The organism is Kribbella sp. NPDC004138 (assembly GCF_053603655.1).
This window is the reverse complement of sequence record NZ_JBSGFZ010000002.1, coordinates 215,902-242,304: the sequence shown is the minus strand read 5'-3', so window position 1 is coordinate 242,304 and position 26,403 is coordinate 215,902. Positions and strand designations below refer to the sequence as shown.

At 70.7% G+C, this 26,403-nt stretch carries 24 protein-coding genes; 6 read left to right on the top strand and 18 right to left on the bottom strand.

The window, feature by feature from the left end; genetic code table 11:
* Nucleotides 1-7: 7 nt before the first annotated feature.
* Nucleotides 8-529: a dihydrofolate reductase family protein gene (locus ACWEOO_RS03235; protein WP_452141559.1), complete on the bottom strand. Its 522-nt coding sequence runs from the start codon at nucleotides 527-529 to the stop codon at nucleotides 8-10.
* A 76-nt stretch (nucleotides 530-605) separates the two neighbouring features.
* Between ACWEOO_RS03235 and ACWEOO_RS03230 the strand changes: the two genes are divergently transcribed.
* On the top strand, nucleotides 606-1,466 hold the full coding sequence (locus ACWEOO_RS03230) for a LysR family transcriptional regulator (protein ID WP_452141558.1): 861 nt from the start codon (nucleotides 606-608) through the stop codon (nucleotides 1,464-1,466).
* A 36-nt stretch (nucleotides 1,467-1,502) separates the two neighbouring features.
* Nucleotides 1,503-2,228 (top strand): hypothetical protein, encoded by a 726-nt coding sequence (locus tag ACWEOO_RS03225; protein WP_452141557.1) that lies wholly within the window; start codon nucleotides 1,503-1,505, stop codon nucleotides 2,226-2,228.
* A 24-nt stretch (nucleotides 2,229-2,252) separates the two neighbouring features.
* Here the strand turns inward: ACWEOO_RS03225 and ACWEOO_RS03220 are convergent, their stop codons facing one another.
* Together ACWEOO_RS03220 and ACWEOO_RS03215 are read right to left on the bottom strand one after the other, a co-directional pair.
* The gene (locus ACWEOO_RS03220; protein ID WP_452141556.1) at nucleotides 2,253-3,134 is read right to left on the bottom strand and encodes an alpha/beta hydrolase; all 882 of its coding nucleotides are present in this window, start codon (nucleotides 3,132-3,134) and stop codon (nucleotides 2,253-2,255) included.
* Nucleotides 3,131-3,658, bottom strand: coding sequence for a hypothetical protein (locus tag ACWEOO_RS03215; RefSeq protein WP_452141555.1), 528 nt, complete (start codon nucleotides 3,656-3,658; stop codon nucleotides 3,131-3,133). Before ACWEOO_RS03215 ends, ACWEOO_RS03220 begins: the two co-directional genes overlap by 4 nt.
* Before the next feature lie 104 nt (nucleotides 3,659-3,762).
* Here ACWEOO_RS03215 and ACWEOO_RS03210 point away from each other — a divergent pair, with 104 nt between their 5' ends.
* Nucleotides 3,763-4,680, top strand: a complete 918-nt coding sequence (locus ACWEOO_RS03210; RefSeq protein ID WP_452141554.1) for a 2-dehydropantoate 2-reductase — start codon at nucleotides 3,763-3,765, stop codon at nucleotides 4,678-4,680.
* An 18-nt stretch (nucleotides 4,681-4,698) separates the two neighbouring features.
* Here the strand turns inward: ACWEOO_RS03210 and ACWEOO_RS03205 are convergent, their stop codons facing one another.
* Complete coding sequence (locus tag ACWEOO_RS03205; RefSeq protein ID WP_452141553.1) at nucleotides 4,699-5,124, bottom strand: MarR family winged helix-turn-helix transcriptional regulator; 426 nt, start codon at nucleotides 5,122-5,124, stop codon at nucleotides 4,699-4,701.
* A gap of 114 nt (nucleotides 5,125-5,238) precedes the next feature.
* Between ACWEOO_RS03205 and ACWEOO_RS03200 the strand changes: the two genes are divergently transcribed.
* Genes ACWEOO_RS03200 through ACWEOO_RS03190 form a run of 3 tightly spaced genes read left to right on the top strand, consistent with a single transcriptional unit; the run spans nucleotide 5,239 to nucleotide 10,972 of the window.
* The gene (locus tag ACWEOO_RS03200; protein WP_452141552.1) at nucleotides 5,239-7,131 is read left to right on the top strand and encodes an ABC transporter ATP-binding protein; all 1,893 of its coding nucleotides are present in this window, start codon (nucleotides 5,239-5,241) and stop codon (nucleotides 7,129-7,131) included.
* A 56-nt stretch (nucleotides 7,132-7,187) separates the two neighbouring features.
* Entirely contained in the window at nucleotides 7,188-9,521 is a 2,334-nt protein-coding gene (locus ACWEOO_RS03195; protein WP_452141551.1) for a glycoside hydrolase family 95 protein, read from the top strand.
* On the top strand, nucleotides 9,518-10,972 hold the full coding sequence (locus tag ACWEOO_RS03190) for an FGGY-family carbohydrate kinase (RefSeq protein WP_452141550.1): 1,455 nt from the start codon (nucleotides 9,518-9,520) through the stop codon (nucleotides 10,970-10,972). The genes ACWEOO_RS03195 and ACWEOO_RS03190 overlap by 4 nt, the downstream gene beginning before the upstream one ends.
* Here ACWEOO_RS03190 and ACWEOO_RS03185 read toward each other — a convergent pair.
* From ACWEOO_RS03185 to ACWEOO_RS03120, 14 genes are all read right to left on the bottom strand, one after another.
* Entirely contained in the window at nucleotides 10,969-11,733 is a 765-nt protein-coding gene (locus ACWEOO_RS03185) for an SDR family NAD(P)-dependent oxidoreductase (RefSeq protein ID WP_452141549.1), read from the bottom strand. The genes ACWEOO_RS03190 and ACWEOO_RS03185 overlap by 4 nt on opposite strands.
* Nucleotides 11,734-12,011: 278 nt before the next feature.
* Complete coding sequence (locus tag ACWEOO_RS03180) at nucleotides 12,012-12,227, bottom strand: antitoxin (RefSeq protein ID WP_452141548.1); 216 nt, start codon at nucleotides 12,225-12,227, stop codon at nucleotides 12,012-12,014.
* A gap of 83 nt (nucleotides 12,228-12,310) precedes the next feature.
* Entirely contained in the window at nucleotides 12,311-13,066 is a 756-nt protein-coding gene (locus tag ACWEOO_RS03175; protein WP_452141547.1) for an isocitrate lyase/PEP mutase family protein, read from the bottom strand.
* Entirely contained in the window at nucleotides 13,066-14,016 is a 951-nt protein-coding gene (locus tag ACWEOO_RS03170) for a sigma-70 family RNA polymerase sigma factor (protein WP_359936204.1), read from the bottom strand. Before ACWEOO_RS03170 ends, ACWEOO_RS03175 begins: the two co-directional genes overlap by 1 nt.
* The gene (locus ACWEOO_RS03165) at nucleotides 14,013-15,338 is read right to left on the bottom strand and encodes a DHA2 family efflux MFS transporter permease subunit (protein WP_452141546.1); all 1,326 of its coding nucleotides are present in this window, start codon (nucleotides 15,336-15,338) and stop codon (nucleotides 14,013-14,015) included. Before ACWEOO_RS03165 ends, ACWEOO_RS03170 begins: the two co-directional genes overlap by 4 nt.
* Nucleotides 15,339-15,452: 114 nt before the next feature.
* On the bottom strand, nucleotides 15,453-15,893 hold the full coding sequence (locus ACWEOO_RS03160) for a PaaI family thioesterase (RefSeq protein WP_452141545.1): 441 nt from the start codon (nucleotides 15,891-15,893) through the stop codon (nucleotides 15,453-15,455).
* Nucleotides 15,894-15,906: 13 nt separating this feature from the next.
* Entirely contained in the window at nucleotides 15,907-16,629 is a 723-nt protein-coding gene (locus ACWEOO_RS03155; RefSeq protein ID WP_452141544.1) for an anti-sigma factor, read from the bottom strand.
* A complete protein-coding gene (gene sigK, locus ACWEOO_RS03150) occupies nucleotides 16,626-17,237 on the bottom strand; it encodes an ECF RNA polymerase sigma factor SigK (RefSeq protein ID WP_452141543.1) in 612 nt (203 codons plus the stop codon). The genes ACWEOO_RS03155 and sigK overlap by 4 nt, the downstream gene beginning before the upstream one ends.
* Nucleotides 17,238-17,239: 2 nt before the next feature.
* Nucleotides 17,240-17,908 (bottom strand): fasciclin domain-containing protein, encoded by a 669-nt coding sequence (locus ACWEOO_RS03145; protein WP_359936194.1) that lies wholly within the window; start codon nucleotides 17,906-17,908, stop codon nucleotides 17,240-17,242.
* Between the two features lie 77 nt (nucleotides 17,909-17,985).
* Nucleotides 17,986-19,458, bottom strand: a complete 1,473-nt coding sequence (locus tag ACWEOO_RS03140; RefSeq protein WP_452141542.1) for a molybdopterin-dependent oxidoreductase — start codon at nucleotides 19,456-19,458, stop codon at nucleotides 17,986-17,988.
* Nucleotides 19,459-20,641: 1,183 nt separating this feature from the next.
* On the bottom strand, nucleotides 20,642-22,222 hold the full coding sequence (locus tag ACWEOO_RS03135; protein ID WP_452141541.1) for a DUF222 domain-containing protein: 1,581 nt from the start codon (nucleotides 22,220-22,222) through the stop codon (nucleotides 20,642-20,644).
* 751 nt (nucleotides 22,223-22,973) lie between these two features.
* A complete protein-coding gene (locus ACWEOO_RS03130; RefSeq protein ID WP_452141540.1) occupies nucleotides 22,974-23,972 on the bottom strand; it encodes a hydroxyacid dehydrogenase in 999 nt (332 codons plus the stop codon).
* Nucleotides 23,969-25,174, bottom strand: a complete 1,206-nt coding sequence (locus ACWEOO_RS03125) for an MFS transporter (protein ID WP_452141539.1) — start codon at nucleotides 25,172-25,174, stop codon at nucleotides 23,969-23,971. Before ACWEOO_RS03125 ends, ACWEOO_RS03130 begins: the two co-directional genes overlap by 4 nt.
* Nucleotides 25,171-26,379 (bottom strand): MFS transporter, encoded by a 1,209-nt coding sequence (locus ACWEOO_RS03120; protein ID WP_452141538.1) that lies wholly within the window; start codon nucleotides 26,377-26,379, stop codon nucleotides 25,171-25,173. Before ACWEOO_RS03120 ends, ACWEOO_RS03125 begins: the two co-directional genes overlap by 4 nt.
* Nucleotides 26,380-26,403: the final 24 nt, after the last annotated feature.

Sequence of the window (26,403 nt, the reverse complement as noted above, 5' to 3'; positions counted from 1 at the left end):
GGTTGCATCACTTCACGATCCCGAACCGGAAGTTCAGGTTCTCGGCCGTGCGGAGCTCCAGCCGGGTCGGGTGCACGCCGGGGCTGTCGTAGAAGCGGACGCCTTCGCCCAGCAACACGGGGACGACGTGCAGGACGATCTCGTCGACCAGACCGGCGTCCAGCGCCAGGCGGGGAACGGCGCCGCCGGTGACGACGAGGTTCCGGCCGCCGGCCGCGCGCAGGCCGTCCGCGACCACGTCGCGGATGTCGCCGCTCACGTAGGTGAACTCCGGGATCGGGTTCGTGGCCGGGTCCTTGCGCGTGTAGACGAGGATCGGGCCCTGCCACGCCCCGCCGTACGGACGGTTCTCGCCGACCGCCTCGACCCGCTTGCCGCCGCACAGGAACGCGCCACAGCCGGCGATCACCTCCGCGCCGAGACCGGACGGCCCGCCGTCCGCGAGCGAGGTCCAGTCGAGGTTGTCGTCGCGGTCCCCGATGAAGCCGTCGAGGGACATCGTCATGTGCCAGATCACTGTGCCGGTCATGGTCACCAGCGTCGCCCGGCGGCCATTCATGCGTCCAATGCCAATTCGACGGCAGAGGCATAGATAGCATCGATACATGCTCGATCTGGTCCGGCTGCGGGTGCTGGCCGCGGTCGCCGCACACGGTTCGGTCACGGCGGCGGCCGCGGCGCTGCACTACACGCAGCCCACCGTCAGTCATCACCTCGCCCGGCTGGAGGCCGCGACGGGAGCGAAGCTGGTGCAGAAGGCCGGCCGCGGGATCCGGCTCACCCCGGAAGGGGAGGTGCTCGCCCGCCGGGCCGCCGAGATCGTCGGCCGCGTCGACGCCGCCGACGCCGAGCTCGCCGCGCTCGTGGGCCTGCGCTCCGGCCGGGTCCGGGTCGGCGCCTTCAGCTCGGCACTCAGCGAACTCGTGCCACCGGCCACGGCCGAGCTGCGCCGCGACTACCCGGACCTCCGGCTGGAACTCACCGACGCCCACCCGCGGGTCGCCGTACGGCAGCTGCGGGCGGGGGACATCGACCTCGCGATCGTGTTCCGGTACGACGACGAGCAGCCGGACGACGGCATCCGCTACAGCTACCTGCGCGACGACCCGATCCACCTGCTGAGCAGCCGACCCGGCGAGACCCTCACCGACCATCGCGACTCGGACTGGATCGCCGGCTGCGAGAACTGCCGCCGCGAGCTGCTGCAGCACTGCGCCGACGCCGGGTTCACGCCGCGGATCGCGTTCACCAGCGACGACGTGATCGTCAAGCAGGCCCTCGTCCGGGCCGGGCTCGGCGTCACCACCTCACCCGGCCTGGCGCTGCGCTCGCACCTCGCCGACGGGGTGTGCTCGACGGAGCTGCCGGTCGTCCGGCGCATCTTCCTCGCGACGTACGGCGAACCGCCCGATCCGCCGGCCACAGCAGCCTTCATTGCAGCCCTGAAACGCGTCACACTGGCCTGAGGACTCCGGTTGCAGGGCCGGGCGATGGGGCACTGGGTGAGCATGGTGGATGCCGAGCTGCGATATCTGCGGATCTGGCGGGCAGCCGTGGTGGTGCTGGCCGTGATCGGAGTGCTGGCCGCGCTGGTGTTCGTGTCACCGGCGACCAATCTCGCGGCCTTCGTGGTCGCCGCGTTCACCACCGGAGCGATCTTTCTCAGTATCGGCCTCGGCCGCGACCTGCCGTCGTCGGACCTGCTGCACGTGGTGCCGCGGGGCGCGGTGCTCGGCGGACTCTGCCTGCTCGCGGTCTGCGGGTACGCCGCCGCGATCGGCGCGCCCACCGCGGTCCTGCTCCTGCTGATCGTCGGGATCTCGCCCCCGGTCGTGGGATGGTTGCGCTCCGGTCGCCCTGAGCGCCCGGCGCGGACGCTGCCGCGCCGGCGCATCCGGTTGCCCAAGGCATCGAGTCGGCAGCTCAAGGCGGTCCGCGCGGACCCCGACCCGACCGCCCAGTGGCCGATGCCGAAGTACCTGACCGCCGTGGTGCGCAGCGTCGGCGAGTTGAGCGACGAGGAGCTGTGCCTGGCCTGGCGCCGCAGTTTCAACCAGCTCCAGCGCGCGATGAGCGCCGACCACTGGCAGGCGATGGTCGACGTACGGCGGGCCTACCTGGACGAGCTCGAACGCCGCCATCCCGACTCGTTCACCACCTGGCTGGCGTCGAACCCGCGCGCCGCCGGCAACCCGGCCCGGTTCTTCACCCACCGCGCCGACCACTAGGCCCCAGGCCCCAGGCCCCAGGTCCTAGCCGAACGCGGCCCGCAGGTCCGCCGCGATCAGCTCGACCGCGTGCCGCCCGGCGGAGAGCGCCGCCGGGAAGTTCAGGAACGCGTGCATCGTGTCCGCGTACTCGACCAGCCGCGTCGGTACGCCGTCCTGCTCCAGACGACCGGCGTACGCGAGCGCGTCGTCGCGCAACCAGTCCTGCCCGGCCGCGAGCATCAGCGTCGGCGGCAGCCCGGCGAGCGTCGCGGCCTGCAGCGGTACGGCGCCCGCAGGGATGTCGCGTGCTCCGAAGTACCACTCGTGCCAGTCGGCGGCCGGATGCAGGTCCAGGACCGGGTAGCACAGGATCTGCCGGTCGGGGAGTGGCGCACCCGCGTCGCGGGCGAGCTGGCAGGCGCCGGCGGCCAGTGCGCCGCCCGCGCTCTGGCCACCCACAGCGATCTGTCCGTCGCCGTCGACGTTCGCGCGGATCCAGGCGAGCGTGTCGCTGACGTCGTGCAGCCCCGCCGGGCAAGGGTTCTCGGGCGCGAGGCGATAGTTGAGTGAGATCACCGTGACGTTGCCGGCGGCGGCGATCCCGGAGGCCGCGAACTCGATGTCCCGCAGGTCCCCGCCGACGAATCCGCCGCCGTGCAGCCAGAGCAGAACGGGCCGGGGCCGTGGTGACGGCCGGTAGAGCCGGGCCTGCAGCGTCCGGCCGGGCAACTCGATCGCGAGGTCCTCGACGGCGACCCGCGGGTCACGTTCGCCGGCCACGGCCGGGTCGGGCAGCTCCTCCCGATCGAGCAGCAGCGCCTGGTACGGATCCAGCCCTGGATGATCCGGCTGGTCGGCGAGCAGTTTCCGCAAGGCGTCCGTCTCAGGCCCGTACTGCGGGCTGTCGACGATCTCGTGGATCATGCGCGCACCATAGCCAGGTGGCGGGCCGCGTGCGCGAACAGGATCCCGTCCGGTGTGGTCGAGACGTACTCGGCGAGCGCGCCGATGCCGCCGTCGAACCCGGCACCCGTCGACGGATCCGTCCAGGTGTCGTCGTCGTACTGCGAGATCTCGTCGACGAGCGCGGCGCCGACGCTGCGGAACCGGTGCAGCACGAGCTCGGACGGGATCCGCCGGCCCGCCTCCACGCCGCCGAGGTTCAGTGCGCGCCCGCTGTCGGCGGTCTCCCAGCGCGGATCGAGACTCCAGTGCAGCCGGCCGGCCCGGGCGTCCCGCAGCACGGCGAGGGTGATCTCGTCCCACATCAGCACGTGCGCGACCAGATCGTGCAGCGAGTCGCAGAAGTCGCCGAGCGGCCCGGCGGCCACGTCGTACGGCGCGCGCAGCTCGGTCTCGGTCAAGCCTTCGGTCCGGCTCAGCAGCAGGTCCTGGTCGCGCCGGATCAGCTCGGCCGCCTGCGCGGGTGTTGTCGTCGGTGTACGCATGCCGACAATCAACCAGCCCGGACGGGGCGGCATCGGCCGATTGCGCGAACCTCTCAATCCACCGCGCTACGGTTACCAGTTGAATCGGACAGAGGGAGTGGGCTGTGAGGATCGGGATCGTCGGCGCGGGCGGGGTGGGCGGGTACTTCGGCGCGCTGCTGGCTGCCGCCGGGCAGGACGTGGCGTTCGTCGCGCGGGGCAAGCACCTGGAAGCGATGAACGCCGACGGGCTCGCGGTGCTGAGCCCGGCCGGTGACCTGCGGCTGCCGGTGCGGGCGACGAGCGATCCGGCGGAGATCGGTCCGGTCGACTATGTGCTGGTCTGCGTGAAGACGTGGCAGCTGCCCGAAGCGATCGCCGCGATCCGGCCGCTGGTGGGCGCGGACACCGCGATCGTCACCGTGCAGAACGGGGTCGAGGCGCCCGGCCAGGTCGCCGACGTCTACGGGCGGGACGCCGTACTGCCCGGTGCCGCGGAGGTGATCGCGTACGTCGAGAGTCCTGGTGTCGTCCGGCACCTCGGCAACGGGAAGCTCAACGTCGGGGAGTGGGACAACCAGGTCACGCCGCGGACCGACCGGCTGCGGGACGCGGTCGTCGGCGCGGGACTGCAGGCGAACGTCCCGGACGACATCTGGGCGGCGCTGTGGACGAAGTTCCTGTCGGTCGTTCCGGGCGGCGGCCTCGGTACGGCGACCGGCGCCGCGTACGGCGTGCTCCGCACCCACCCCGCCACCCGCCGGCTGCTCACCGAGGCCATCACCGAGATCCGCGACGTCGCGCTCGCCCGCGGCATCCAGCTCGCAGCCGACGTCGTACCGCGCACGCTGGCCTGGATCGACCAGCTCCCCGCCGACGGCACCACGTCACTCCAGCGCGACCTGATCGCCGGCCGCCCGTCCGAACTGGACGCCTGGACCGGAGCCGTCGTCCGCCTCGGCAACGCCGCCGGCGTCCCGACCCCGGTCAACACCTTCCTCTACGACCTGGCCACCGCCCGAGCCCTTGCCACCGGCAACTGACACCCACCGCGGGGGAGGTTAGTTGTCGGCGAGGCGCTGGAGCAGGTTTGCCAGGGTTTGCTGTTCCTCGGGGGTCAGGCGCGCCAGTTGGTCGGCCATCACGGCGCGGCGCTTCTCGCGGAGGGTGGAGAGGATCTTCAGGCCGTCGGGCGTGAGATAGACGAGTGTGGCGCGGCGGTCGTGTGGGTCTGGCTGTCGCGCGACGAGGCCAGCTGCCTCGAGATCGTCGACGACCGACGTCGCGGACCGCGGCACGATGCCGAGCTGTGCTGCGAGTTCGCTCAGCCGCAGTAGCCGGTCCGCACGATCGAGCGTCCGCAGTACGCGGAACTGCCCGTGCGTGACGTTCTCGCCGAACCCCTCTCGGGACGCCCGGCGCTGGCGGCGGACGATGCCGTCCAGTAGGCCGGCGATCTGTTCGGCCGCGTCATCAGGCGCATGCATGTCCAGAGCCTAGTGGCCCTTCTTCCCCGGAGGGGAACAAACCGAGGTGTTTGTGAGGTTGACTCATAGTGAGTTAACCTCAGTATGTCTTGGTCCCTGACTGGAAGGAACTGCATGTCGCAGATCTCCGGCTTTCCGGGCGGGGGATCCGGCGGCGGGCGTGCGATGCGTTCGCTGTTGAAGGACTCCTCCGTCCGGCATCACAAGTTGTCGGCGGGCACCCTCCGCCGGATCCTCGGGTTCGCCCGTCCGTACCGCGGCTACCTGGCCGTGTTCCTCGTCCTCGTGGCGTTCGACGCCGGCACCGGCGCGGTCACCCCGCTGCTGTTCCGCGCGATCATCGACCGCGGCATCGTGCCTGGCCACGCCGAGGTCGTCGTCTGGCTCGCTCTCGTCGTCGCACTGCTCGCGATCGCGAACAGCGCGATCACCCTCGCCGAGCGCTGGTTCTCCGCGCGGATCGGCGAGGGCCTCGTCTACGACCTCCGCACCGCCGTGTTCGACCACGTCCAGCAATTGCCCGTCGCGTTCTTCAGCCGGACCCAGACCGGCGCGCTCATCCAGCGCCTGAACGGCGATGTCCTCGGTGCCCAGCAGGCGTTCACCTCCACGCTGTCCAACGTCGTCAGCAACCTGCTCAGCGTCGCGCTGGTGCTCGCTGCGATGTTCGTGATGTCGTGGCAGATCACGCTGCTCGCGCTCGTCGTGCTGCCGCTGTTCGTCATTCCCGCCCGGCTGCTCGCCGGGAAGCTGCGCGCGGCGACGGCGGAGACGTACAAGCTGAACGCCACCATGGCGCAGACCATGACCGAGCGCTTCAACGTCGCCGGCGCTGTGCTCGCCAAGGTGTTCGGCCGGACCGAGGATGCCTCCCGGGACTTCGCCGGGAAGGCCGCCCGGGTCCGCGACATCGGCGTCACCACGTCGATGTACGCCGGTGTCTTTCGCGTCTCCCTGACGCTGGTCGCGGCGCTCGCGGTGGCGCTCGTGTACGGCGTCGGCGGGGTCTTCGCCGTCGAAGGGATGCTCGGGATCGGGACGGTCGTCGCGCTGACGGCGTACCTGAACCGGCTCTACGGCCCGCTGACCGCGCTGTCCAACATCCAGGTCGACGTGATGACCACGCTGGTCAGCTTCGAGCGGGTGCTCGAGGTCCTCGACCTGCCGCCGATGGTTGCCGATCGCAAGGACGCGAAGACGCTGCCGGCGACCGCGGAGCCGTCGATCGAGTTCGACCACGTGTCGTTCCACTACCCGTCCGCGGAAGAGGTGTCGCTCGCCTCGCTGGAGTCGGTCGCGACGCTGTCGGCCGAGACCGGGGACGAGGTGCTGAAGGACGTCACGTTCACCGTCGAGCCGGGGCAGATGGTCGCCGTGGTCGGCCCGTCCGGCGCCGGCAAGTCCACCCTGTCCTCGCTCGTCTCCCGGATGTACGACGCCACCGGCGGCGCGGTCCTGGTCGGCGGTCACGACGTACGGGAGGTCACGCAGACCTCGCTGCGCGCGGCGATCGGGGTGGTCACTCAGGACTCGCACCTGTACCACGACACGATCCGCGCCAACCTGCAGCTGGCCCGCCCGGACGCGACCGACGACGAGCTACACGCGGCGCTCGGGGCGGCGCAGATCGCTGCCCTCGTCGACAGCCTTCCGGACGGTCTGGACACCGTGGTCGGCGACCGCGGGTACCGGTTGTCGGGCGGCGAACGTCAGCGGCTCGCGATCGCCCGGCTGCTCCTCAAGTCGCCGTCGATCGTGATCCTCGACGAGGCCACCGCGCACCTCGACTCCGAGTCCGAGGCCGCCGTCCAGACCGCGCTCGCGAACGCGCTGGTCGGCCGGACCTCGCTCGTCATCGCGCACCGGCTGTCGACGATCCGCAACGCCGACGTCATCCTCGTCCTCGACGACGGCCGCATCCAGGAGCGCGGCACGCACGACGAGCTGCTCGCCCGCGGCGGGCTGTACGCCGACCTCTACGCGACCCAGTTCGCCGAGGCCGCCTGACCACCTGCCGGACCCCCGGTCGCGCGGCGCGTCGTGCGCGGGGGAGGATCTGCCGTATGAGAGATCGGATGACTGCGGCCGCCATGGAGCTCACGTACGACGCTCCCGCGGCGGACTGGCTCGCGGCGCTGCCGCTCGGCAACGGCCGGATCGGGGCGATGTGGTTCGGCGGCGCCGAGCGTGACCGGATCGCGCTGAACGACGAGACGCTGTGGTCGGGCAGCCCGGAGACCACCCGCCGGCTGTCGACGCCGATCGGCGAGGTCGGCGCGGCGGCGGTCGACCGGGTCCGGGCCGCGCTGGTGCAGGGCGACGTCCGCATGGCCGAGGAGCTCTCGCACGGCTTCCACAGCGGTCACTCGCAGGCGTACATGCCGCTCGGCGACCTGCTGCTGGACCACCGGCTGTCAGGTGCCGTCGCGAACTACCGGCGGCGGCTCGACCTGGACACCGCGGTGGCACGGGCCGAGTACGAAGTCGGCGGCGTCGAGGTCTGGCAGGAGGTGTTCGTCAGCGCGCCGGCACAGGCATTGATCCTACGTCTGGGTGCATCGGAGCCGCTCACGGTGACGCTCAGCCTCACCTCCCAGCTCCGCTCGACCACGGAGGCGGTCGGTGACAGCGGGCTGGCGCTGCTGGCGACCTGCCCGTCGTCCGTCGCCCCGCCGCACGGCAACGCCGCCGACCCGATCCAGTACTCCGACGGCGACGACCGTGGCATGAGCGCGGCCGTCGTACTGCGGGCGCACACCGACGGATCCGTCACGGCGACCGACGAGGCGCTGACCGTCAGCGAAGCGACCGAGCTGTACGTCGTACTCGCCACGGCCACGGGCTACGAAGGACCGGCGATCACACCGACACGCACCCGCGAAGAGTGCCGCGATGCCGCCGACACGACAGCCCGAACTGCGCTTGCCAAGGCGGAGGACCTGCGTGACGAGCATGTGGCCGACTACCAGGAGCTCTTCCGGCGTTCGGTCCTCACACTGCCCTCCGATGTCGAGCTGACCACCGACCGGCGGCTCACCACCGCGGGCGACGATCCGGGACTGGCGGCGCTCATCTACAACTTCGGGCGCTACCTGATGATCTCCAGCTCCCGCCCGGGCGGCCTGCCGACCAACCTGCAGGGCATCTGGAACGAGCATCTGCAGCCGCCGTGGAGCAGCAACTACACGGTCAACATCAACACCGAGATGAACTACTGGCCGGCGGAGACGACGTCCCTGTCCGAGTGCCACGAGCCCCTGCTCACCTACGTAGCGAACCTCGCCGAGGCAGGACGGCGTACGGCCGAGGAGCTCTACGGCACGAAGGGTTGGACCGCGCATCACAACGCCGACGCCTGGTGCTGGACCGCGCCCGTCGACGGCAACCCGAAGTGGTCGAACTGGCCGATGGCCGGCGTCTGGCTGTGCCGTCACCTTTGGGACCACTACGCGTTCACCGGCGATCGCGAATATCTCCGCGACGCGTGGCCGGTGTTGCGCGGTGCCGCCGAGTTCTGTCTCGACTGGCTGTTCGAGCTCCCGGACGGCACGCTCGGTACGGCGCCGTCGACCTCGCCGGAGAACGAGTACGTCGCCGCCGACGGCGAACCCGCCTCGGTCACGACCTCCGCGACGATGGACCTGTCGCTGATCGCGGACCTGTTCGACCGCTGCCTGCAGGCCGTGGCCGAGCTCGAGCTCGCCGACCCGCTCGTCGACGACCTGACCGCCGCCCGCAAGCGCATCCCCGACCCGCGGGTCGGCAGCCGGGGCCAGCTGCAGGAGTGGCTGGCGGACTTCGCCGAGGCCGAGCCGCAGCACCGCCACACGTCCCATCTGATCGGCCTGCACCCCGGCGACCAGATCACCCCGGACGGTACGCCGGAACTCGCTCAGGCCGCGGCCCGCACCTTGGAGTTGCGCGGGGACAAGAGCACGGGCTGGTCGCTGGCGTGGCGGATCTCGTTGTGGGCAAGGCTCCGCGACGGCGTGGCCGCCCACCGTCTGGTCCGCGAGCTGCTGACTCCGGCCTCCGATTCGGGCACCGACTACGTGGGGGACGGCTCGGGCCTGTACCCGAACCTCTTCTGCGCGCACCCGCCGTTCCAGATCGACGGCAACTTCGGTGCGACCGCCGGGATCGCGGAGATGCTGCTGCAGAGCCACACCGGCGAGCTCGAGATCTTCCCCGCGCTGCCGGACGCCTGGCCGGAGGGCTCGATCACCGGTCTGCGCGCCCGCGGCGGCGTCGGCGTCGACCTCACCTGGTCCGCGGACGCGGCACACGCCGTCCTGACGGCCGACCGGGACGGCACCGTCGTCCTCCGCCATTGCGAGCGTCGCGAGGAGGTGTCTCTCACCGCCGGGGTCCCGTACACCTGGACAATTGCCGGATGAGCTTCGTCATCGGCGTCGACATCGGTACCGGCAGTACGAAGGCCGTTCTGAGCACGCTCGACGGCGAGGTCGTGGCGGTCGCACGCCGCGACCACGCCCCGAGCCTGCCGCAGCCGGGCTGGGCCGAGATGGATCCCGAGCGCGACTGGTGGGGCGACGTCGTCGAGGTTCTCGCCGAGCTGGACACGACCGGCGTCGCGGCGGTCTGCGTCTCCGGTCTCGGGCCGTGCGTCGTCCAGACCGACGACGACCTGCGCCCGCGGCGGCCGGCGATCCTGTACGGCGTCGACACCCGCTCGACCCGCGAGATCGCCGAGATCACCGAGCAGCTCGGCGCGGCCGCGATCCTGGAGCGCTGCGGGAAAGACCTGTCCAGCCAGGCGATCGGGCCGAAGCTGGCCTGGCTGCGGCGCGCCGCGGGTGACGCGTGGCGGCCGCAGGATCGCTGGTTCAGCGCCCACACGTACGTCGTGGCGCGGCTGACCGGCGAATGGGTGCTCGACCATCACACGGCCAGCCAGTGCGACCCGTTCTACGACATCCGCCGGCAGGACTGGGCAGCGGATTGGGTGGAAGCCGTCCTGCCGGGTCTCGCATTGCCACGCTTGGTGTGGCCGTCCGAACAGGTGGGAGTTGTACGGCGGGCGGCCGCTGAGCAGACCGGCCTGTCCGAAGGGACGCCGGTCGTCGCGGGGACCGTCGACGCGTGGGCAGAGGCGTTCAGCGTCGGCGTACGGCGGCCCGGCGACCTGATGCTGATGTACGGCTCGACGATGTTCTTCGTCCAGGTTCTTCCCGCCCCGACGAGCGTGCGCGGTCTGTGGACGACGTCCGGGGTCGAGCGCGGATCGCACACCCTGGCCGCCGGTATGGCCACGTCCGGGACGGTTACGACCTGGCTTCAGGACCTGACCGGCGGTGCACCCTTCGAGACGTTGCTCGCGGAAGCGGCCGCCGTCCCCGCGGGCAGTGAAGGGCTCGTCCTGCTGCCGTACTTCAGCGGCGAGCGGACCCCGATCTACGACCCGCTGGCACGCGGCGTGATCGCGGGACTGACGCTGCGACACGGCCGCGGTCACCTGCTGCGCGCGGCGTACGAAGGGATCGCCTGCGGGGTGCGGCAGATCCTGGACATCTTCGGGCCGGCCGACCGGATCGTTGCCGTCGGCGGCGGAACGCTGGGCGGCCTGTGGGCCCAGATCGTCAGCGACGTCGCGGGAATCGAGCAGATCGTTCCCCGGCAGACGATCGGGGCGTCGTACGGCGATGCGCTGCTGGCCGCGATCGGGATCGGCGCGGTCGCACCGGACACCGACTGGACCAGACCGGATCACGTCGTGGCGCCGGACCCGGCGACGGCGCCGACGTACGCGAGCCTGCTGCAAACCTTCACCGAGCTGTACCCGGCGACGCGGGCGCAGGTCCACCGGCTGGCACGGAGCGCGCTCTAGGTCAGGTCGCGGACGTGCAGGACGGTGCCGCTGGCGACGTCACGGTCGAGCAGCGACCAGATGGATCGCGCCACCGTCTCGGGTTTGGAGAGCTTGCCGAGGGCCTCCATCTCGCGGAAGCGGCTCGACACCGGGACCTCGAACGGACTGGCCGCGCGCAGTTCGGCCTGCATTGCCGTGTCGACCGAGCCGGGTGACACGGAGACGACCCGGCAGCCGGGATGTCGGCGCCGCTGCTCGAGCCCGACCGTGCGCACCCATTGGTCGATCGCGGCCTTCCCCGCGCAATAGCTGGACTCGCCCTCGTGCGGTCTGCTCGCCGCACCCGACGACACCATGATCAGGTGCTGTTCACAGTCCCGCCCGGAAAGCGCGCTCAGGAACGACTGCCCGAGCACCTGCGCGGCCGCGGAGTTCAACAGCACGTTACGGGTGTACTGCTCGGTGTCGACATGATCCGCCGAGCCGAGCGGCGTCAGCGTCCCGGCGTTGTGGATGAACACCACCAGCTCCGGATCGCCGGCCTCGATCCGCTGCCGGAAGTCCTTGTCGACCACCGGCCACGAGTCCGGATCGGCGAGATCCACCGCGACATGGTGCGCCCCCGGCGTACCGCCACGGCGTGAGATGTCGATCAGCTCGGCGCTCTCGAACGGGATCGTGGCGGCCAGCGCGGCCCCCAGCCCGGCCGACGCACCAGAGATCCAGACCAGGACCCGCCGTAGCGGCGTCACCGGCTTCCCGTCCCCGAGCGCAGGCAAAAATCCAGCATCATGCAGTTCCCCCCTGCAGCCCCATCCACCCCTTGCTAGAGGCAGAGTACGTCCTGCGGCCCCCGAGACGTACCCCCCTCGGCGTTTCTCACCCCGTGCGATGGCTCGGTCGCCCGCAGCGCCTGCCGGCCAACGCTCAGCGGGCTCTCAGCGAACCTGTTGCCAAGAGCATCGACGAGGGCTTCGCCGGCCCCCTGCCGGGGGTACGCCGGACGGCCGCGGCGAGTTCCGCGGCCGTTCGGGCGTACCGACGCGCCGGAACGAGCTCAGGAATCGTTGTCCCGGAGGTCGTCGTTCTGGCCGTCGAGGTTGTCCAGCTGGTCCCGGGCCATGTCGGTGCCCTGGTCGATCTTGTCGCCGTACTTGCCGCCGGTCTTCTCGTCGGCGAACTCGCCGGCCTTGTCCAGGCCCTCGTCGATCTTGTCGCCGTGCTCGTCGACCAGGTCGCCGGCCTTGTCCTTCATGTTGTCGAACATGCCCATCGCGGTTTCCCCGTTCTCTCGATGGTTGCCTTCCACTACCGAACCGCCATTACCCGATCGCCCGGATCCCACACACCGGGCGGTCAGGCAGTGAACGGATTCCGATCCGCCGTGAGGGCCGGGAGCACGGTCCCGGCGAACGTCGCGTAGAGGTGCCGCTGGAACATCGGGCCGAAGCTCACCCGGGCGACACCTCGCGCGGCGTAGTCCGCGACGGAATTGACGCCCTGCCCGTAGCCGACGTTCACCGGGCCGTCGATCTGTGTGGTGAGCGTGCAGATCAGGTCGAGGTCGCCGGCGCCGATCGGGTACACGCAGTCGGCGCCGGCGGCCAGGTAGCGGTTGCCGCGGTCGAGCGCGGTCGCCAGCTGTTCGTCCGCCGTACCGGCTCGGCGGACGAACGCGTCGATCCGGGCGTTGATCACGAGTGCGTCGCCGGCCGCGGCCCGCACCGCGGCCAGGAAGTCCTCCTGCGCACCGGCGTCGATCATCCGGCCGGTCGCCGGATCGGAGTCCTCCAGGTTGAGTCCGACGGCGCCGGTCGCGACGAAGCGCTCCACCAGCTCAGCCGGAGCCAGGTGGTACCCACGCTCGAAGTCGACCGTGACCGGCACGGACACCGACCGCGCGATCCGCGCCGCGGCCGCCAGGACGTCGTCGACCGGCGCGTACTCACCGTCGTCGTACCCGAGGACCGCCGCTGTCGCGTTGCTGCTGGTCGCGACCGCGGCGAAGCCGGCCTCCTCGACCAGGCGGGCCGAGGCCGCGTCCCAGGCGTTCGGTACGACGAGCGGTGTGCCGGGAACGTGCAGCTCCCGCAAAGTAGTTGCTGAAGACATCAGGATCTCCTGTGGATCAGTGGCAGCCCGAAGGCTGGGAACAAGGCAGGCTGATGAAACGCGAGCACGGCCGAGATCTCGTCCTTGGTACAGGTCAGGACCTTGATCGAGTGCGCGTGGAAGTGGTCGTCGGAGCCGTGGATGTAGAGCGCGAACGCGGGCTGCCCGTTCGCCGAGGTCTCCACCAGAACCCGTCGGTCCGGCCCTGGCCGCAGCTTCGCGTCGAGCAGCCGCAGCACGTCGGTACGCCCACTGAACCAGGTCAGGATCGGCGGCATCTCCCACCGCGCGTCCGCGCTGAACAGCCCTTCCAGAGCGACGAGGTCCTTGCTCTCCATCGCCGCCTGGAACTGGTCGAGCAGCGCCCGTCGTACCGGCTCGTGCGGCTCGCTCAGGTCGTCCTCCCGCGGCCGCAGCCGGGCAAGCTCGGCCCGCGCCCGCTGCAGCGAGCTGTTCACCGCTGCAGTCGTTGTGTCGAGCAACGACGCGACCTCTGCGGCAGGCCAGGTGAGAACCTCGCGCAGAATCAGTACGGCGCGTTGCCGCGGCGGCAGATGCTGCATCGCGGCGACCATCGCCAGCCGCAGGCTTGCGCGGTCGCCGACCACCGCGGCCGGGTCGGCGCCGAGCAACCGGTCCGGGAACGGCTCCAGCCACGGCACCTCCAGCGCCTGGCCGTGCAGCTCGTCCGGATCGTTGCCCGGGGCACCCAGCGCCGAGGGGACGACCCGTCGGCTGCTGTGCTGCAGGAGGTTCAGGCACACGTTGGTAGCGATCCGGTACAGCCAAGTCCGGACCGACGAACGGTGCTCGAAGTCCGCGTGACCACGCCAGGCGCGCAGGTACGTCTCCTGGACGGCGTCCTCGGCGTCGTGCAGCGACCCGAGCATCCGGTAGCAGTGCGCCACCAGCTCACCCCGGTACTGCGCGAACTCCTCCTCGAGGTTCATCGGACTCCTTCCACCACCTTCTCCGGCACGACCTCGGCACTGCGGCGGGCAGCGATGGCCAGCCCCGAGACGGCCCCGAGCAACGACAGTACGCCGCACCCCGCGAGCGCCCGGGCGAAGCCGTCACCGGTGTAGCCGCCCGCCGCGGTGAACACCGAACCGAGCACGGCCACCCCGGCCGCGCCGCCGAGCTGCCGGTTCATGCTGTAGATCCCGGACGCGATCCCGACCGCCTCCCGGGGCAGCGCCGCCATCGCCGCGCTCTGCGCTGCGGGCATCGCGAGCGAGATCCCGCAGCCGGTGACCACCAGCGGCACGACCAGCCCCCAGTAGTGGTCCGCGCCGCGGCTGACCCAGAACATGCCGGCGGTCTGCAGCGCCATACCGATCACCACGAGCGGGCGCTCGCCGACGCGCTCGACCAGCCGGCCGGCGATCGGGCCCACCACGAAGAGGGTCGCGGTCCACGGCAGGAGCTGCAGACCGGCCTTCAACGGCGCCGATCCGAGCACGGCCTGCATGTACTGCGACAGGAAGAAGACCGCGCTGAACAACGCCGCGCTGAGGAAGAAGCCGGCCGAGTTCGCCGCGCTGAACGTGCGGTTCCGGAAGAACGCGAGCGGAACCATCGCGTGATCCGTCCGCCGCTCCCACCAGCCGAACGCAGCCAGCATGACCACCCCGGCCGCGAACCCGCCGAGGACCTCCGCGCTCGTCCAGCCGGCCGACTCACCGCGCACCGTGCCCCAGACCAGCCCGAGTACGGCGAGGCTGATCAGGACCGCGCCGACGAGGTCTAGCCGTCGCGCCGGGCCGGTGCTCTCACCGATCTTCGTCAGTACCAGCGCGATCGCGGCCACGCCGATCGGCACGTTGATCCAGAAGATCCACTGCCACGACAGCCCTTCGGTGACCGCGCCGCCGATCAGCGGACCGCCCAGGACGGCGATCCCCGTGACGCCGCTGAACACGCCGATCGCCCGGCCGCGCCGCTCCGGCGGGAAGGCGGCCCCGAGCAGCCCCATCGCCAGCGGCATCACCATCGCCGCACCGACGCCCTGCACGGCCCGGGCCGCGATCAGCAGCGGCAACGTCGTCGCCAGGGCGCAGGCGACGGACGCGGCCGTGAACACGGCCAGCCCGGCGGCGTACGTCCGTCGTCGGCCCAGACGGTCACCGATCGCGGCGGCCGTCATCAGCAGCATCGCAAAACTCAGCCCATAGGCGTTGACCGTCCACTCCAGCTGCTCGGCCGACGCGCCAAGATCCGCCCGGATCGTGGTCAACGCCGCGGCAACCACCAGAACGTCCAACGCCACCATGACCGACCCGATCGAGGCCAGTCCCAGAACCCATCTCTGCTCAGCAGTCTCTTTCACACCCCTACAGACCGCCGCCGAGCCCCGAACTCATCGCTGCGATGAGAGAAAGTCCGCTCAGCGTTCGGGTCGGGACTCGATCTGGATGAGGGTTTGCTGGCCGGCGGCCACCAGAGTGCGGTGGGTGGAGGTGATGCCGAAGACCTCGAGGCGGCAGATGGTGAGGGTGCGGCCGGGTTTGATCACCGTGCCGACGGCCTCCAGCTGGTCGCCCTCGGCGGGGGCCAGCAGGTTGATCTTGAACTCGACCGTGAGCACCGACGTACCCTCCGGGAACAGCGTGAACGCGGCGTACCCGCCGGCGCTGTCCGCGATCGAGCTCGTCGCGCCGGCGTGGAAGTAGCCGTGCTGCTGCGTGACCTCGGGCCGGCTCGGCAGCACGATGTGCACCTCGCCCGGCCCGATGTGCACGATCCGCGCCCCGAGATGGGTCATCAGCCCCTGGCGGTCGAAGCTCGCCTGAACCCGCTCCCGTACCTCGGCCGCCGCCTGCTCCATACCCCGGACGCTACTAGGTCAACGCGATCAGCGCGGCCGCGGGCAGCGTCGGCGTCGGGGAGCCGCCGGCGGGCTCGACGGTGAGTCCGAACGCCGTCATCCCGGCGGTCGAGCCGTTGACGACCTGAGTGAGGTCGCCCGCGGCCAGGCCGACCGAGTGCGCGGTCTTGCCCTGGTCGATCATCCACAGTTGCCACGTCCGGTCGTCGGGCAGCTTCGGAAGGCCCCGCAGTACGACGACCGACTTGTCGGCCTGCGCCGATGCGACGACCGTGGCCTGACCGCCGCCCTGGACCGCCCCGTGAACGGTCCGCGCGTCGGGTTGGGCCAGAACGGCCGCCACCTGCCGGTTGGCACGCTCCGCCGCCTGCCGGTCCCGGTACTGGTCGACCGCGACCCCGCCGCTGAGCGCGACCGCGACGGCCGCAGCAGCGAGCGTGAGCACCGACCGGCGACCGAACCGGCGCGGTACGGCGGGACTCGCCGACCCGCCCTCGACGACCGGGGGGAGCTGCCGGACGTGCTCGATCGCCGCCATCACGTTCGCCTTCAGGGCGGGCGGTGGCGAGGCCGACACCTGGGTGGCCAGTTTCACTGCGGCCGCGCGGAGCTCCGCGACCTCGGTGGTGCAGAACGCGCATTCGGCCAGGTGGGCTTCGAAGCGGACCCGTTCGTCGTCGGGCAGCGCGTCGAGAACGTACGGACCGGTGAGGGTGTGCACATCGGGTTCCGTCATGATCCTTGCCCCCTTGTGGCTCCGAGGCAGTCGCGGAGCCGGATCAGGCCGTCGCGCATTCTCGCCTTGATGGTCGGAAGCTTGGCGCCGAGTTGCTGGGCGACCTCCGGGTAGGTGTAGCCGTTGTAGTACGCGAGCTCGATGGACTCCCGTTGCAGCTCGGTCAGCGAATCGAGGCAGCGCCGTACCTGCTCGGCCTCGAGCCGGGTGCTGACGGTGTCCGCGACCTGGTCGAACTCGACCTCGGCGGTCCGCGCACCGACCTGCTCGGTGCGATCGGCGGCGGCCTGCTCGGAGCGGACCCGGTCGACCGCGCGGCGGTGCGCGATGGTCAGGATCCAGGAGTGGGCGGAGCCCCGGCCGGCGTCGTACCGGCTCGCGGTGCGCCAGACGTCGATCATGACCTCCTGGGTCACCTCCTCGGACTGGGCCGGGTTACGAAGGATCCGCCGTACCAGCCCGAACACCGAGGGGGCGACGCGGTCGTAGAGCGCGCTGAACGCGGCGCTGTCGCCGGTCGCGGTCAGCGCCAGGAGGTCGCCGTCGCCGACCGCGCCGGATCGCGGGTGCGATCCAGCGGGCCAGGGCAGCGAAGTAGGTCCGGTCACGGTCAGCTTGCCGGGGGCATCAGCACGGAGTCGATGAGGTACACGGTAGCGTTCGCGGTCTTCACGCCGCCGCAGATCACGTTCGCGCCGTTCACCTTGAGGGCGTCGCCCGAGCCGCTCACCGTGACGTCCTGCTTCTCGACGGTCGGGTGCTTGCCGACGACCGCCATCGGGTCGAGCTGGCCCGCGACCACGTGGTACGTCAGGATCTTGGTCAGCAGCGCGTCGTTGGTCTTCAGCGTGTTCACGGTCGCGGCCGGGATCTTCGCGAACGCGGTGTCGACCGGGGCGAAGACGGTGAACTCGCCGCCGTTCAGCGTGGAGACCAGGTCGACCTTCGGGTTCAGCTTGCCGGAGACCGCCGCGACCAGCGTCGTGAGCAGCGGGTTGCCCGATGCGGCGGTGGCCACCGGCGCGGCCGCCATACCGTCGATCGAGCCGGCGCCCGACGGGTTCGCCTTCGCGTAGTCGGCGCAGCCCGGTCCGACCAGGCCGGCGGCGGCCTCGCTCATCGACGGCGTGGTGCTCGTCGCCGGTGCGCTGCTGCTCGTGCTGGTGGTGCTCGTACCGCTTGCGGCGCCGTTGTCGTCGTCACCACCACAGGCGGATGCGGTCATTGCGAGAGCCAGTGCGCTGAGGGCGAGACCGGCGCGGGTGAGGTGCTTGGACATGAGGTGATCTCTTTCCTGAGGAGGGTGCTGACTGAACACTTCGGGAGTACTTCGGAGCGGGTCGCGGGCCGGATGGGTCACTCGACCATCACGACCGTGTTGTGCAGGCCGCTCGAGCCGTTCGGGCGCGGCGGCGCCTGGCGATCGGTCTGGATCTCGCCCGCCGCGTCGGTCGCGCGGACGGTGAGTTTGTGCGTGCCTGGCGTGGCGTCCCAGCGGAACGTCCACTGCCGCCAGGTGTCCGGGCCGTCGACCGGTGCGAGCCGGGCCGGTTGCCACGGGCCGTTGTCGACCCGGACCTCGACCTTGCGGATGCCGCGGTGCTGCGCCCACGCGACCCCGGCCGCGATCGCAGGCCCGGCCTTGACGGTCGCGAAAGCCTTCGGTACGTCGATCCGCGCGGACGTCTTGATCGGCGCCTCGACCGACCAGCCGCGGTCGGTCCAGTACGCGCTGAAATCCTGGAACCTGGTGACCTCGAAGTCGACGATCCACTTGGTCGCGGACACGTACCCGTACAGCCCGGGCACCACCATCCGAACCGGGAAGCCGTGCTCGAACGGCAGCGGTTCACCGTTCATCGCGACCGCGAAGATCGCGTCCCGGCCGTCGGTGAGCGCGGACAACGGCGTACCGATGGTGAGACCGTCCACGCTGGTCGACTTCACCGCGTCGGCGCCGTCCCGGACGCCGGCCTCGCGCAGGACGTCCGCGATCGGTACGCCGATCCACCGGGCGTTCCCGACGTACGGCCCGCCGACCTCGTTGGACACGCAGGTCAGGGTGATGTCGCGCTCGACCAAGCGACGTTCGAGCAGTTGGTCGAACGAGATCCGGAGCTCTTTGTCGACAAGTCCGTGGACGCGCAGTTCCCAATCCCGCGGATCGATCCGGGGCACCTGCAGCAGCGTGTCCACGCGATAGAACTTGCTGTTCGGCGTCGTGAACGGACTGATCCCCGGTACGTCGACACTCGCGCGCAGCGGACCCGCGGCCTCCGTCGGTCGAGGAACCCGGACGCGTGCCCGGAGCTCGTTTCCAGACACTCCGACGACCCTCGTGGCGCCGGCGCTCACCACCCCCGTCGCGGCGAGCGCCGACACGGTCAGGAGGAAGCGCCGCCGGTCGAACCCGGCCGGTTGCGCCGCTGCTGCTCGACGGGCCTTGTGAGGGCTACGGACCACCAGCCACATAGCGGCGACGGCGACGACCAGCGTGACAGTTGCCGGAAGCAACCGGTCGACCAGGTTCCCGGCCGACGACCGGCTGAAGACCGCAAACACAAGACCGACCAGGCCCAACCCGCCGGCGATCCCGACCGCCGTCCGCCGCCGTCCCCGAGCGCCGATCAGACCAGCGACGGCGGCGACGATCACGAGGGCCGCGCAGATACCGACCCGGAGCAGCGGCCGATCGGCGGTCCCGAGCGACCGCACTGCCCAGTCCTTCACCGGCCCCGGCGCCCAGTCGATAACCTGCACACCGACCGCATCCACCGGCCACGGCCCACCGCTCAGATCGGCAACAAGATACCCAACCGCAAGCGCCACACCGGCCGCAACCACACCACCAACCGCTCCGAGAAACCTGTGCATGTACAGGCCTTCGAAGCCGACGCCCCTCCGGATGGGGGAAGAAGGCTCCTCAGAGGCTCGAGTAGGCCTTTCAGCCCAAAAGATTGACAGGAGTCTGAGAGTGGTGGCCGGCTTCGGCGGGTCAGTTTGTCCGCGCGACCTGAGCGCCACCTTGCTCGTGTGCCGCTCCCACCACCCTGTCCCCGCGGGCAGCCTGGTTCCGCCTTCGTCGACAACCCAGGTCCGCCTTTGTGGCGGCCGGCTCCAGCTCAGAGGCTCGTGTAGGCCTTTCAGACAAGAGACTGACTCGAGGTTGAGAGTGGTGGCCGGCTTCGGCGGTCAGTCGTAGGTCTGTCTGCGTGATGTGAGCGCCCACCTGCTCGTACGCCGCTCCCACCAGCACCGTGACCCTGCGGGCGGCCCGGTTCCGCCCTCGTCGACAACCCAAGTCCGTCTTCGTGGCGGCCGGCTTCGGCTCAGAGGCTCGTGTTGGCCTTTCAGACAAGAGATTGACAGGAGATTGAGAGTGGTGGCCGGCTCCAGCGGTCAGTCGTAGGTTTGTCTGCGCGACCCGAGCGCCTCCTTGCTCGTGTGGCGCTTCATCACCACCGTGACCCCGCGGGCAGTCCGGTTTCACCCTTGTCGGCAGCCCAGGTCCGCCTTCGTGGCAGCCGGCTTCGGCTCAGATGCTCGTGTTGGCCTTTCAGGCAAGGGATTGGCAGGAGTCTGAGAGTGGTGGCCGGCTTCGGCGGTCAGTCGTAGGTTGCCTGCGCGACCTGAGCGCCACCTCGCTCGTACGCCGCTCCCACCAGCACCCTGACCCGCGGGCAGCCCGGTTCCGCCCTCGTCGACAGCCCAGGTCCGCCTTCGTGGCAGACCCGTTCCGCCCTCGCGGCGGCTGGCTCCGGGTTCGCCAGGAGTGTGGAGGACAGGCGCCGTGCAGGACATACGGGGGTGCGGGTGTGGCCGGCGAGGCATGACGTGGGAGGCGGGTCCGTCCGCGAGCTGGTGGACCCCTCACCGGTTCGGCGTGGTCGACAAGACGAGCTGCCCGCTGCCGGAGGCGGCTGGAAGGATCCCGCCGTCTCCTGACCCCGTCGCAGCACAACGGCCTCCTGCCCGCTTGCCTGTGGGTAGGAGGTTGTTGTGTTCTCCGGTCTCAGCCGGTGGCTGCGAAGTCGGCCGCTTGCTGGAGGGCAGCCGCGTCGGCCCGCCACCGCGAGCGGTCGGCGACGGTCGCCACCGCGACGCCCTCGGCCGCCCGCAGGCCGGCCTCGGCGAACCCGCTGGGCTCGCTGGGCTCGCTGGGCTCGGATTCCGGTGAGCCTGTCGGGTTGTCTGGTGGCCGGGCGCGCGGAGGCGCGGTGCGTCGGGCTGTGGCGGGGGTGGGTGCGGGTTCGGCCCAGCTGGGGCGGGCGACGTGGACGATGCCGTCGAGGATGGTGATGTGCCAGCGGCCCCTGTGCAGGTCGACGTGGTGGCGACGGCACAGCAGGGCCAGGTTCGAGACTTTGGTGTCGCCGCCGTCGATCCAGGAGACCAGGTGGTGGGCGTCGCACATGATCGGCGGGGCTCCGCAGACCACGCAGCCGCGGTCGCGGGCGTCCAGGGCGCGACGCATCGCCCCGGTGACGAGCCGCACGCGGCGGCCGACGTCGAGCGGTTCGGAGTTCGAGCCGAGCACCAGCGGGATGATGTTCGCGTCGCAGGCCAGCCGCCGGATCGTGGCCGCGGACAGCCCGCCGCTGTAGACGGTGCGCCCGATCGCGTCCGCGGTCGCGGCTTTGAGGTCTTCGAGGTCGATCGTGACCGTGATGTCCGCTTTCGCGCCGTACCTGGCCGCCCGACCACCCGTGCCCGCGGCGCCGGCGGTGTGCCCTGTATCGGCGGTGCTCGCGGCGTTCTCGGTGCCCGTAGTGGGGCCGGCGGTGCGGCCGGTGGTGGGGGCGGTGGTGTCCCACACGGCGGCGGAGATGCTCAAGGCATCCGACAGCGCGTCGGCCTGGCGCTTGTCACGCGGCCGCGGGTCGTGCTCGCCGTCCACGGTCTTGTGCGGGCGAGCACCGGCGTGCACGACGGCGCGCAGGAGTTCGGCGTTCTCGTTGGCCAGGAAGCCCTTGAACTTCACGCCGTTGTCGGCAGCCGACAGCGTCAGGGACTCGCGTTCATACGCCTTCAGTTCTTCGGGTTCGGGGCCGTCGGAGTCCAGCAGGTCGGCGATCTCCTTGGCGGCGGTGCGCAGTTCGCCGGGCGATAGGTGACCGGCCAGCCCGACCAGTTGCTCCGCGGCTGCGTCCAGGTGTTCCACCGGGACCCGTGACCGGACCCGGTCGAGTCCGAACACGATCGCGGCCGCCTGCGTCGGCCGCAGCAGCCAACCACCATCGCCAGCACCGTCCCCGGATCCACTGTCTTCAGATCCGCTGTCGTCGGGTACGTCGGTGGTTGCGGAGGAGGCCGTGCGCTCGAGGGCGGTGGCTACGGCTGGGTAGTGCGGGGCGGTCTGGGCGAGGCGGAGGGTGCGGCGGGCGGCCCGTGGGTCGAGGCGGTAGCGGAAGCGCAGGAGTTCGGCGGTGTCGCGGGCGCCGAGTTCTTCGGCGTAGCCGGTGGACTCGATGGCGGCGATCACGCTCAGCCGGTAGGCCTCCAGGCGGGCGAGCTCGGCTTCGAGCGTGTCGAGGGTGGACAGCAGTTCGCTGCCATTCATCGACCACGCCGGCCGTTCGCCTAGAAGTTCCATGGCATCGACTCTAGACGGCGCCACCGACAGTTTCCGAGCCGGAATCCCCTTATTTTGTGGGCTGTTTGTGGGCCCACACCAGCAAACACCACCAGCCCTCAGGACTCAGGGCCCGGCGGGCTGGTCGACCCGTCACGGGAGGAGAATTGCAGGCCGTCAGGCGCGCTGCCGTCGGCTGTCGGCGCGGTTCCCTGTCGTACCAGGGTCCCGTCGACCAGCACGTCGCGATTTGGCGAACACGCTGGAGAACTCGAGTTCGTGCGGGCAGAGCAATTGGTCGAGCCGCGGCATGTTCACCCGGTAGATCCGCGACACCGTCTGGATACCGTCGGCAGAGTGACGCCGTCCGGGTCTGCCAGGACCTTCTGAGGCTGTACCAGCACGATCTGCCGGCTGGCCCAGAACCCGCTGCCCGGCTTCGAGGACCTTGAAGAGCGGCGTCGCGATCGAGCCCGAGTGGAGACTGATACCGCCTCGATCCACCTGCAGGAAGTTGCTGAAGCGTGGTAACTCCAATTCTCCTGCCGCGGTGGGTCGATTCCTGTTCCCTGCGCCGACTGTCGCTGGCCCGGCAAACCCAGCCACGCACCCAACTCCCGCCCTAGCTTCTCTGTTCTTCTTCTCTTGAGCACCTCCGCCAGGCGGGCCTCCGCTGCGACATCTCTCTCGCGATCGCCAACGCAAGAACCCACCACCACCTCGACGGTCTCCACCGCCGGGCTCTCCGGGCGGTCTCGACGGGGTCTGCTGGTTAGCCCATTCGGGCCAGGGCGGCTTGGGTCAGCTCGTACTGGAGGGGGCGGCCGGATGCATAGTGTTCGATCTCGTTGATGGTGATTTCGCCCATTTCGAAGTAGCACTCGACGGTGGCGGCGGCCTGGTGGGGGGTGAGCAGGACGTTGGGTAGGCCGCGGAACGGGTTGTCGCGTGGGAGGGGTTCCTCGTCGAAGACGTCCAGGGCGGCGTCGATCCGGCCGGTGCGGAGCTCCTCGAGCAGTGCGGCGGTGTCGACCAGCCAGGAGCGGGCGGTGTTGATCAGCGCGGCGCCGTCCGGCATCAGTGCGAGTTCGCGGGCGCCGATCATGTGGTGGGTCTCGGGCAGGGTCGGCGCGTGCAGGGCGACGACCCGACTGGTGCGCAGCAGTTCGTCGAGCGGAACACGACGTACGCCGAGTTCGGCCGCCCGCTCGTCGGTGAGATAGGGATCGTGGACGACGACCTCGTGAGCCCGCAGCGCGACGAGCATCCGGATGTACTCGACGCCGGTCCGGGACGCCCCGACAACGCCGATCCGCGACGCCGTCAGGCCGTGCTGCGGGGGTACGGCGTTCCGCCACGCACCGGCGTGCATCTGGTGATCGAACCGCTGGATGCGGTGCAGCATGCTCAACGTGAACGCCAGTGACACCTCGGCGACCGGCTCCGCCATCGCCTGACCCGCCTGTGTGATCCGCAGCCCGCGCCGGAACACCTCCTCGGTGACGAAATGCTTCACCGAGGACGCGCTGTGCGCGATCAGCCGCAACCGCTCCGCGTGATCGAGCACCGCCGCGGTGAGCGGCGTCGCACCCCACGACGTGATCAGTACGTCGGCCCCGGGCAGCGCCGCCGTCAACGCGTCCGCATCGCCCGGATCGTCCAGGTCGATGACCTCCCCGAGCGCCTCCAGCCGCGCCAGACTCGACGGCGCGAACACCATCTCCCGGTACGACGGGGTCGCCGCCAGCACGATGCGCAGTTTTCCGGTCATGGCCGAATTCTAGGCACGCGGGACACCGTCAGCTGCAGCACCAGCGTGCCGGCGAGGACGACGGCCGCGATGCCGAGCAGATCGTGCGGTGCGGACCCGGCCGTGAGCGCGAGCCCGCCGAGGGCGCTGCCGAGCGCGGACCCGAGCGAGATCGCGCTCCCGTTCAGCGCCATCAGGATCGCCGGGGACTCGGGCGCGAGGCCGGCGAGGCGGACCTGCTGCGGTACGGCGGCGCCGCCGTTGCCGATGCCCTGGGCGAAGAACCAGCTCACGGCGATCACGGCGAGCGCGGCGGCCGAGGTGAGCATCAGGCCGGCCATTCCGAGAATCGAGTTCAGCAGCAGGAAGACCAGGACGACGGTGAGGACGCGCGGTGCGGCGAAGCGGTCGGCCAGCCGGCCGGTGACGGCGTTCCCCAGCGCACTGGCGACGCCGTACCCGAACATGATCACGACGATCATCCAGCCGGCCGGGAAGGACGGGCCGAGGATCAGGACGGCGTACGTGAAGCAGGTGAAACTGCCGGTCAGGATGCCGGTGGTGACGAGCAGCGCGCCGACCAGCCGGGGTCGGGCGAGCGGCCGCAGCTGGTCGGTGAGCCGCCCGGCCGGGAGTTGCCGGCGGGGCAGGCCGCGCAGGATGCCGGCCAGCGCGACGACGCCCATCGCGGCCACCAGGATCATCGGGTAGCGCCAGCTGGACTGCCCGATCAGCAGCCCGAACGGTACGCCGAGGGCGGTCGCGGTCAGCAACCCGCCGAGCACGAACGACAACGCCTTCCCGCGGTGCCGGACCGGCGTCACGGCGATCACGTAGCCGCTCACGGCGGCGTTCAGCAGGCAGGCGCCGAGCGCCGCCAGCACCCGGCCGGCGAACGCGATCGGGTACGTCGTCGCGAGCCCGACGACGAGGTTGCCGAGCACGAACACGGCCAGCGCGGCGGCGATCGTCGTACGCCGCTCCCACCGCGAGGTCACCGCTCCGAGCACCGGCCCGGAGAATGCCGCGGTCAGCGCGAAGGCGGACATCAACTGGCCGGCGGCCGCCACACTCACGTGCAGGTCCTCGGCGATGCTCGGCAGCAAGCCGGTCAGGACGTAGCCGTCGATCCCCATCGAGAAGGTCGCGACCGCCAGCCACGCCAACGGCCGGTACGAGAACTGCTGATCCGCATCCGTCTCAGCGGCGCACGTCTCCGTCACCCGACGGCACCTTTTGAGGCACGGGTGACGAGCGTATGCAGTCCGACGGTGAGCGCCAGTACGACGGCGGAGACGCCGAGCAGGCCGTTCGGCGCCGCGCCCGCGGTCAGCGCGACACCGCCCAGGCCGCTGCCGAGCGCGGATCCGAGCGAGATCGCGCTGCCGTTGAGCGCCATCACGATCGCGGCCGAGTCGGGCGCCATCTGCGCCAGCCGGGCCTGCTGCGGCACGGCCGCGCCGCCGTTGCCGACACCGGCCGAGAAGAACCAGATCAGCCCCCACACCGCGGCAACGACTGCCGGCGCGAACATCAGCGCGATCATGCCCAGGACGGCGTTCAGCAGCAGCCCGACGAGTACGACGGTCAGCACCCGCAGGGCGGTGAACTTGTCGACCAGCCGGCCCGTCACCGCGTTGCCGGCCATGCTCGACACGCCGTACCCGAACATGATCAGGATGATCGCCCACTCGGCGTGGAAGTGCGGGCCGAGGATCAGCGTCGCGTACGTGAAGCAGGCGTAGCTGCTGCACAGGATTCCGGTGGTGACGAGCAGCCCGGCGACCAGCCGCGGCTGCCCGAGCGGGCGGAGGCGTTCGACCAGGGTCCCGCCCGGCAGATGCAGCTGGGGCAGCCGGAGCATGATGCCGAGCAGCGCGATGGTGCCGACGACCGCGACCAGGATCATCGGGAACCGCCAGCTGGACTGCCCGAGGACCAGCCCGATCGGTACGCCGAGCGCGGTCGCGGTCATCCAGCCGCCGAGCACGAACGACAACGCCTTGCCGTGGTGCCGGACCGGCGTCAGCGCGATCACGTACCCGGTGACCGCGGCGTTCAGCAGACTGCCGCCCAGCGCGGCCAGTACCCGGCCGCCGAGCGCCATCGGGTAGTTCGCGGCGAGCCCGACGACCAGGTTGCCGAGCACGAACACCCCGAGCGACAACACGATCGTCGTCCGGCGCTCCCACCGCGACGTCAGTGTGCCGAGGACGGGGCCCGCCAGCGCGGCGGTGAACGCGAACACCGACATCAGCTGCCCCGCGGCCGCCGGTGTGACCTCGAGGTCGCCCGCGATCTGCGGCAGCAGTCCGGCCAGCACGTAGCCGTCGATGCCCATCGAGAACGTCGCGACCGCCAGCCAGATGAACGGGCGGTAGGAGAAGTCCCGCCCCTCCGCCGCGTCGGCGGGTCGCGTTTCCGTCATCTGCCAATCTCACCCTGAGCGGAT

Bases quoted from the DNA above. Each gene is read 5' to 3' on its own strand.
- ACWEOO_RS03235 (WP_452141559.1), bottom strand. From the start codon at position 529: ATGACCGGCACAGTGATCTGGCACATGACGATGTCCCTCGACGGCTTC.
- ACWEOO_RS03230 (WP_452141558.1), top strand. From the start codon at position 606: ATGCTCGATCTGGTCCGGCTGCGGGTGCTGGCCGCGGTCGCCGCACAC.
- ACWEOO_RS03220 (WP_452141556.1), bottom strand. From the start codon at position 3,134: ATGATCCACGAGATCGTCGACAGCCCGCAGTACGGGCCTGAGACGGAC.
- ACWEOO_RS03215 (WP_452141555.1), bottom strand. From the start codon at position 3,658: ATGCGTACACCGACGACAACACCCGCGCAGGCGGCCGAGCTGATCCGG.
- ACWEOO_RS03205 (WP_452141553.1), bottom strand. From the start codon at position 5,124: ATGCATGCGCCTGATGACGCGGCCGAACAGATCGCCGGCCTACTGGAC.
- ACWEOO_RS03200 (WP_452141552.1), top strand. From the start codon at position 5,239: ATGTCGCAGATCTCCGGCTTTCCGGGCGGGGGATCCGGCGGCGGGCGT.
- ACWEOO_RS03195 (WP_452141551.1), top strand. From the start codon at position 7,188: ATGAGAGATCGGATGACTGCGGCCGCCATGGAGCTCACGTACGACGCT.
- ACWEOO_RS03190 (WP_452141550.1), top strand. From the start codon at position 9,518: ATGAGCTTCGTCATCGGCGTCGACATCGGTACCGGCAGTACGAAGGCC.
- ACWEOO_RS03180 (WP_452141548.1), bottom strand. From the start codon at position 12,227: ATGGGCATGTTCGACAACATGAAGGACAAGGCCGGCGACCTGGTCGAC.
- ACWEOO_RS03175 (WP_452141547.1), bottom strand. From the start codon at position 13,066: ATGTCTTCAGCAACTACTTTGCGGGAGCTGCACGTTCCCGGCACACCG.
- ACWEOO_RS03170 (WP_359936204.1), bottom strand. From the start codon at position 14,016: ATGAACCTCGAGGAGGAGTTCGCGCAGTACCGGGGTGAGCTGGTGGCG.
- ACWEOO_RS03165 (WP_452141546.1), bottom strand. From the start codon at position 15,338: ATGGTGGCGTTGGACGTTCTGGTGGTTGCCGCGGCGTTGACCACGATC.
- ACWEOO_RS03160 (WP_452141545.1), bottom strand. From the start codon at position 15,893: ATGGAGCAGGCGGCGGCCGAGGTACGGGAGCGGGTTCAGGCGAGCTTC.
- ACWEOO_RS03155 (WP_452141544.1), bottom strand. From the start codon at position 16,629: ATGACGGAACCCGATGTGCACACCCTCACCGGTCCGTACGTTCTCGAC.
- ACWEOO_RS03145 (WP_359936194.1), bottom strand. From the start codon at position 17,908: ATGTCCAAGCACCTCACCCGCGCCGGTCTCGCCCTCAGCGCACTGGCT.
- ACWEOO_RS03135 (WP_452141541.1), bottom strand. From the start codon at position 22,222: ATGGAACTTCTAGGCGAACGGCCGGCGTGGTCGATGAATGGCAGCGAA.
- ACWEOO_RS03130 (WP_452141540.1), bottom strand. From the start codon at position 23,972: ATGACCGGAAAACTGCGCATCGTGCTGGCGGCGACCCCGTCGTACCGG.
- ACWEOO_RS03120 (WP_452141538.1), bottom strand. From the start codon at position 26,379: ATGACGGAAACGCGACCCGCCGACGCGGCGGAGGGGCGGGACTTCTCC.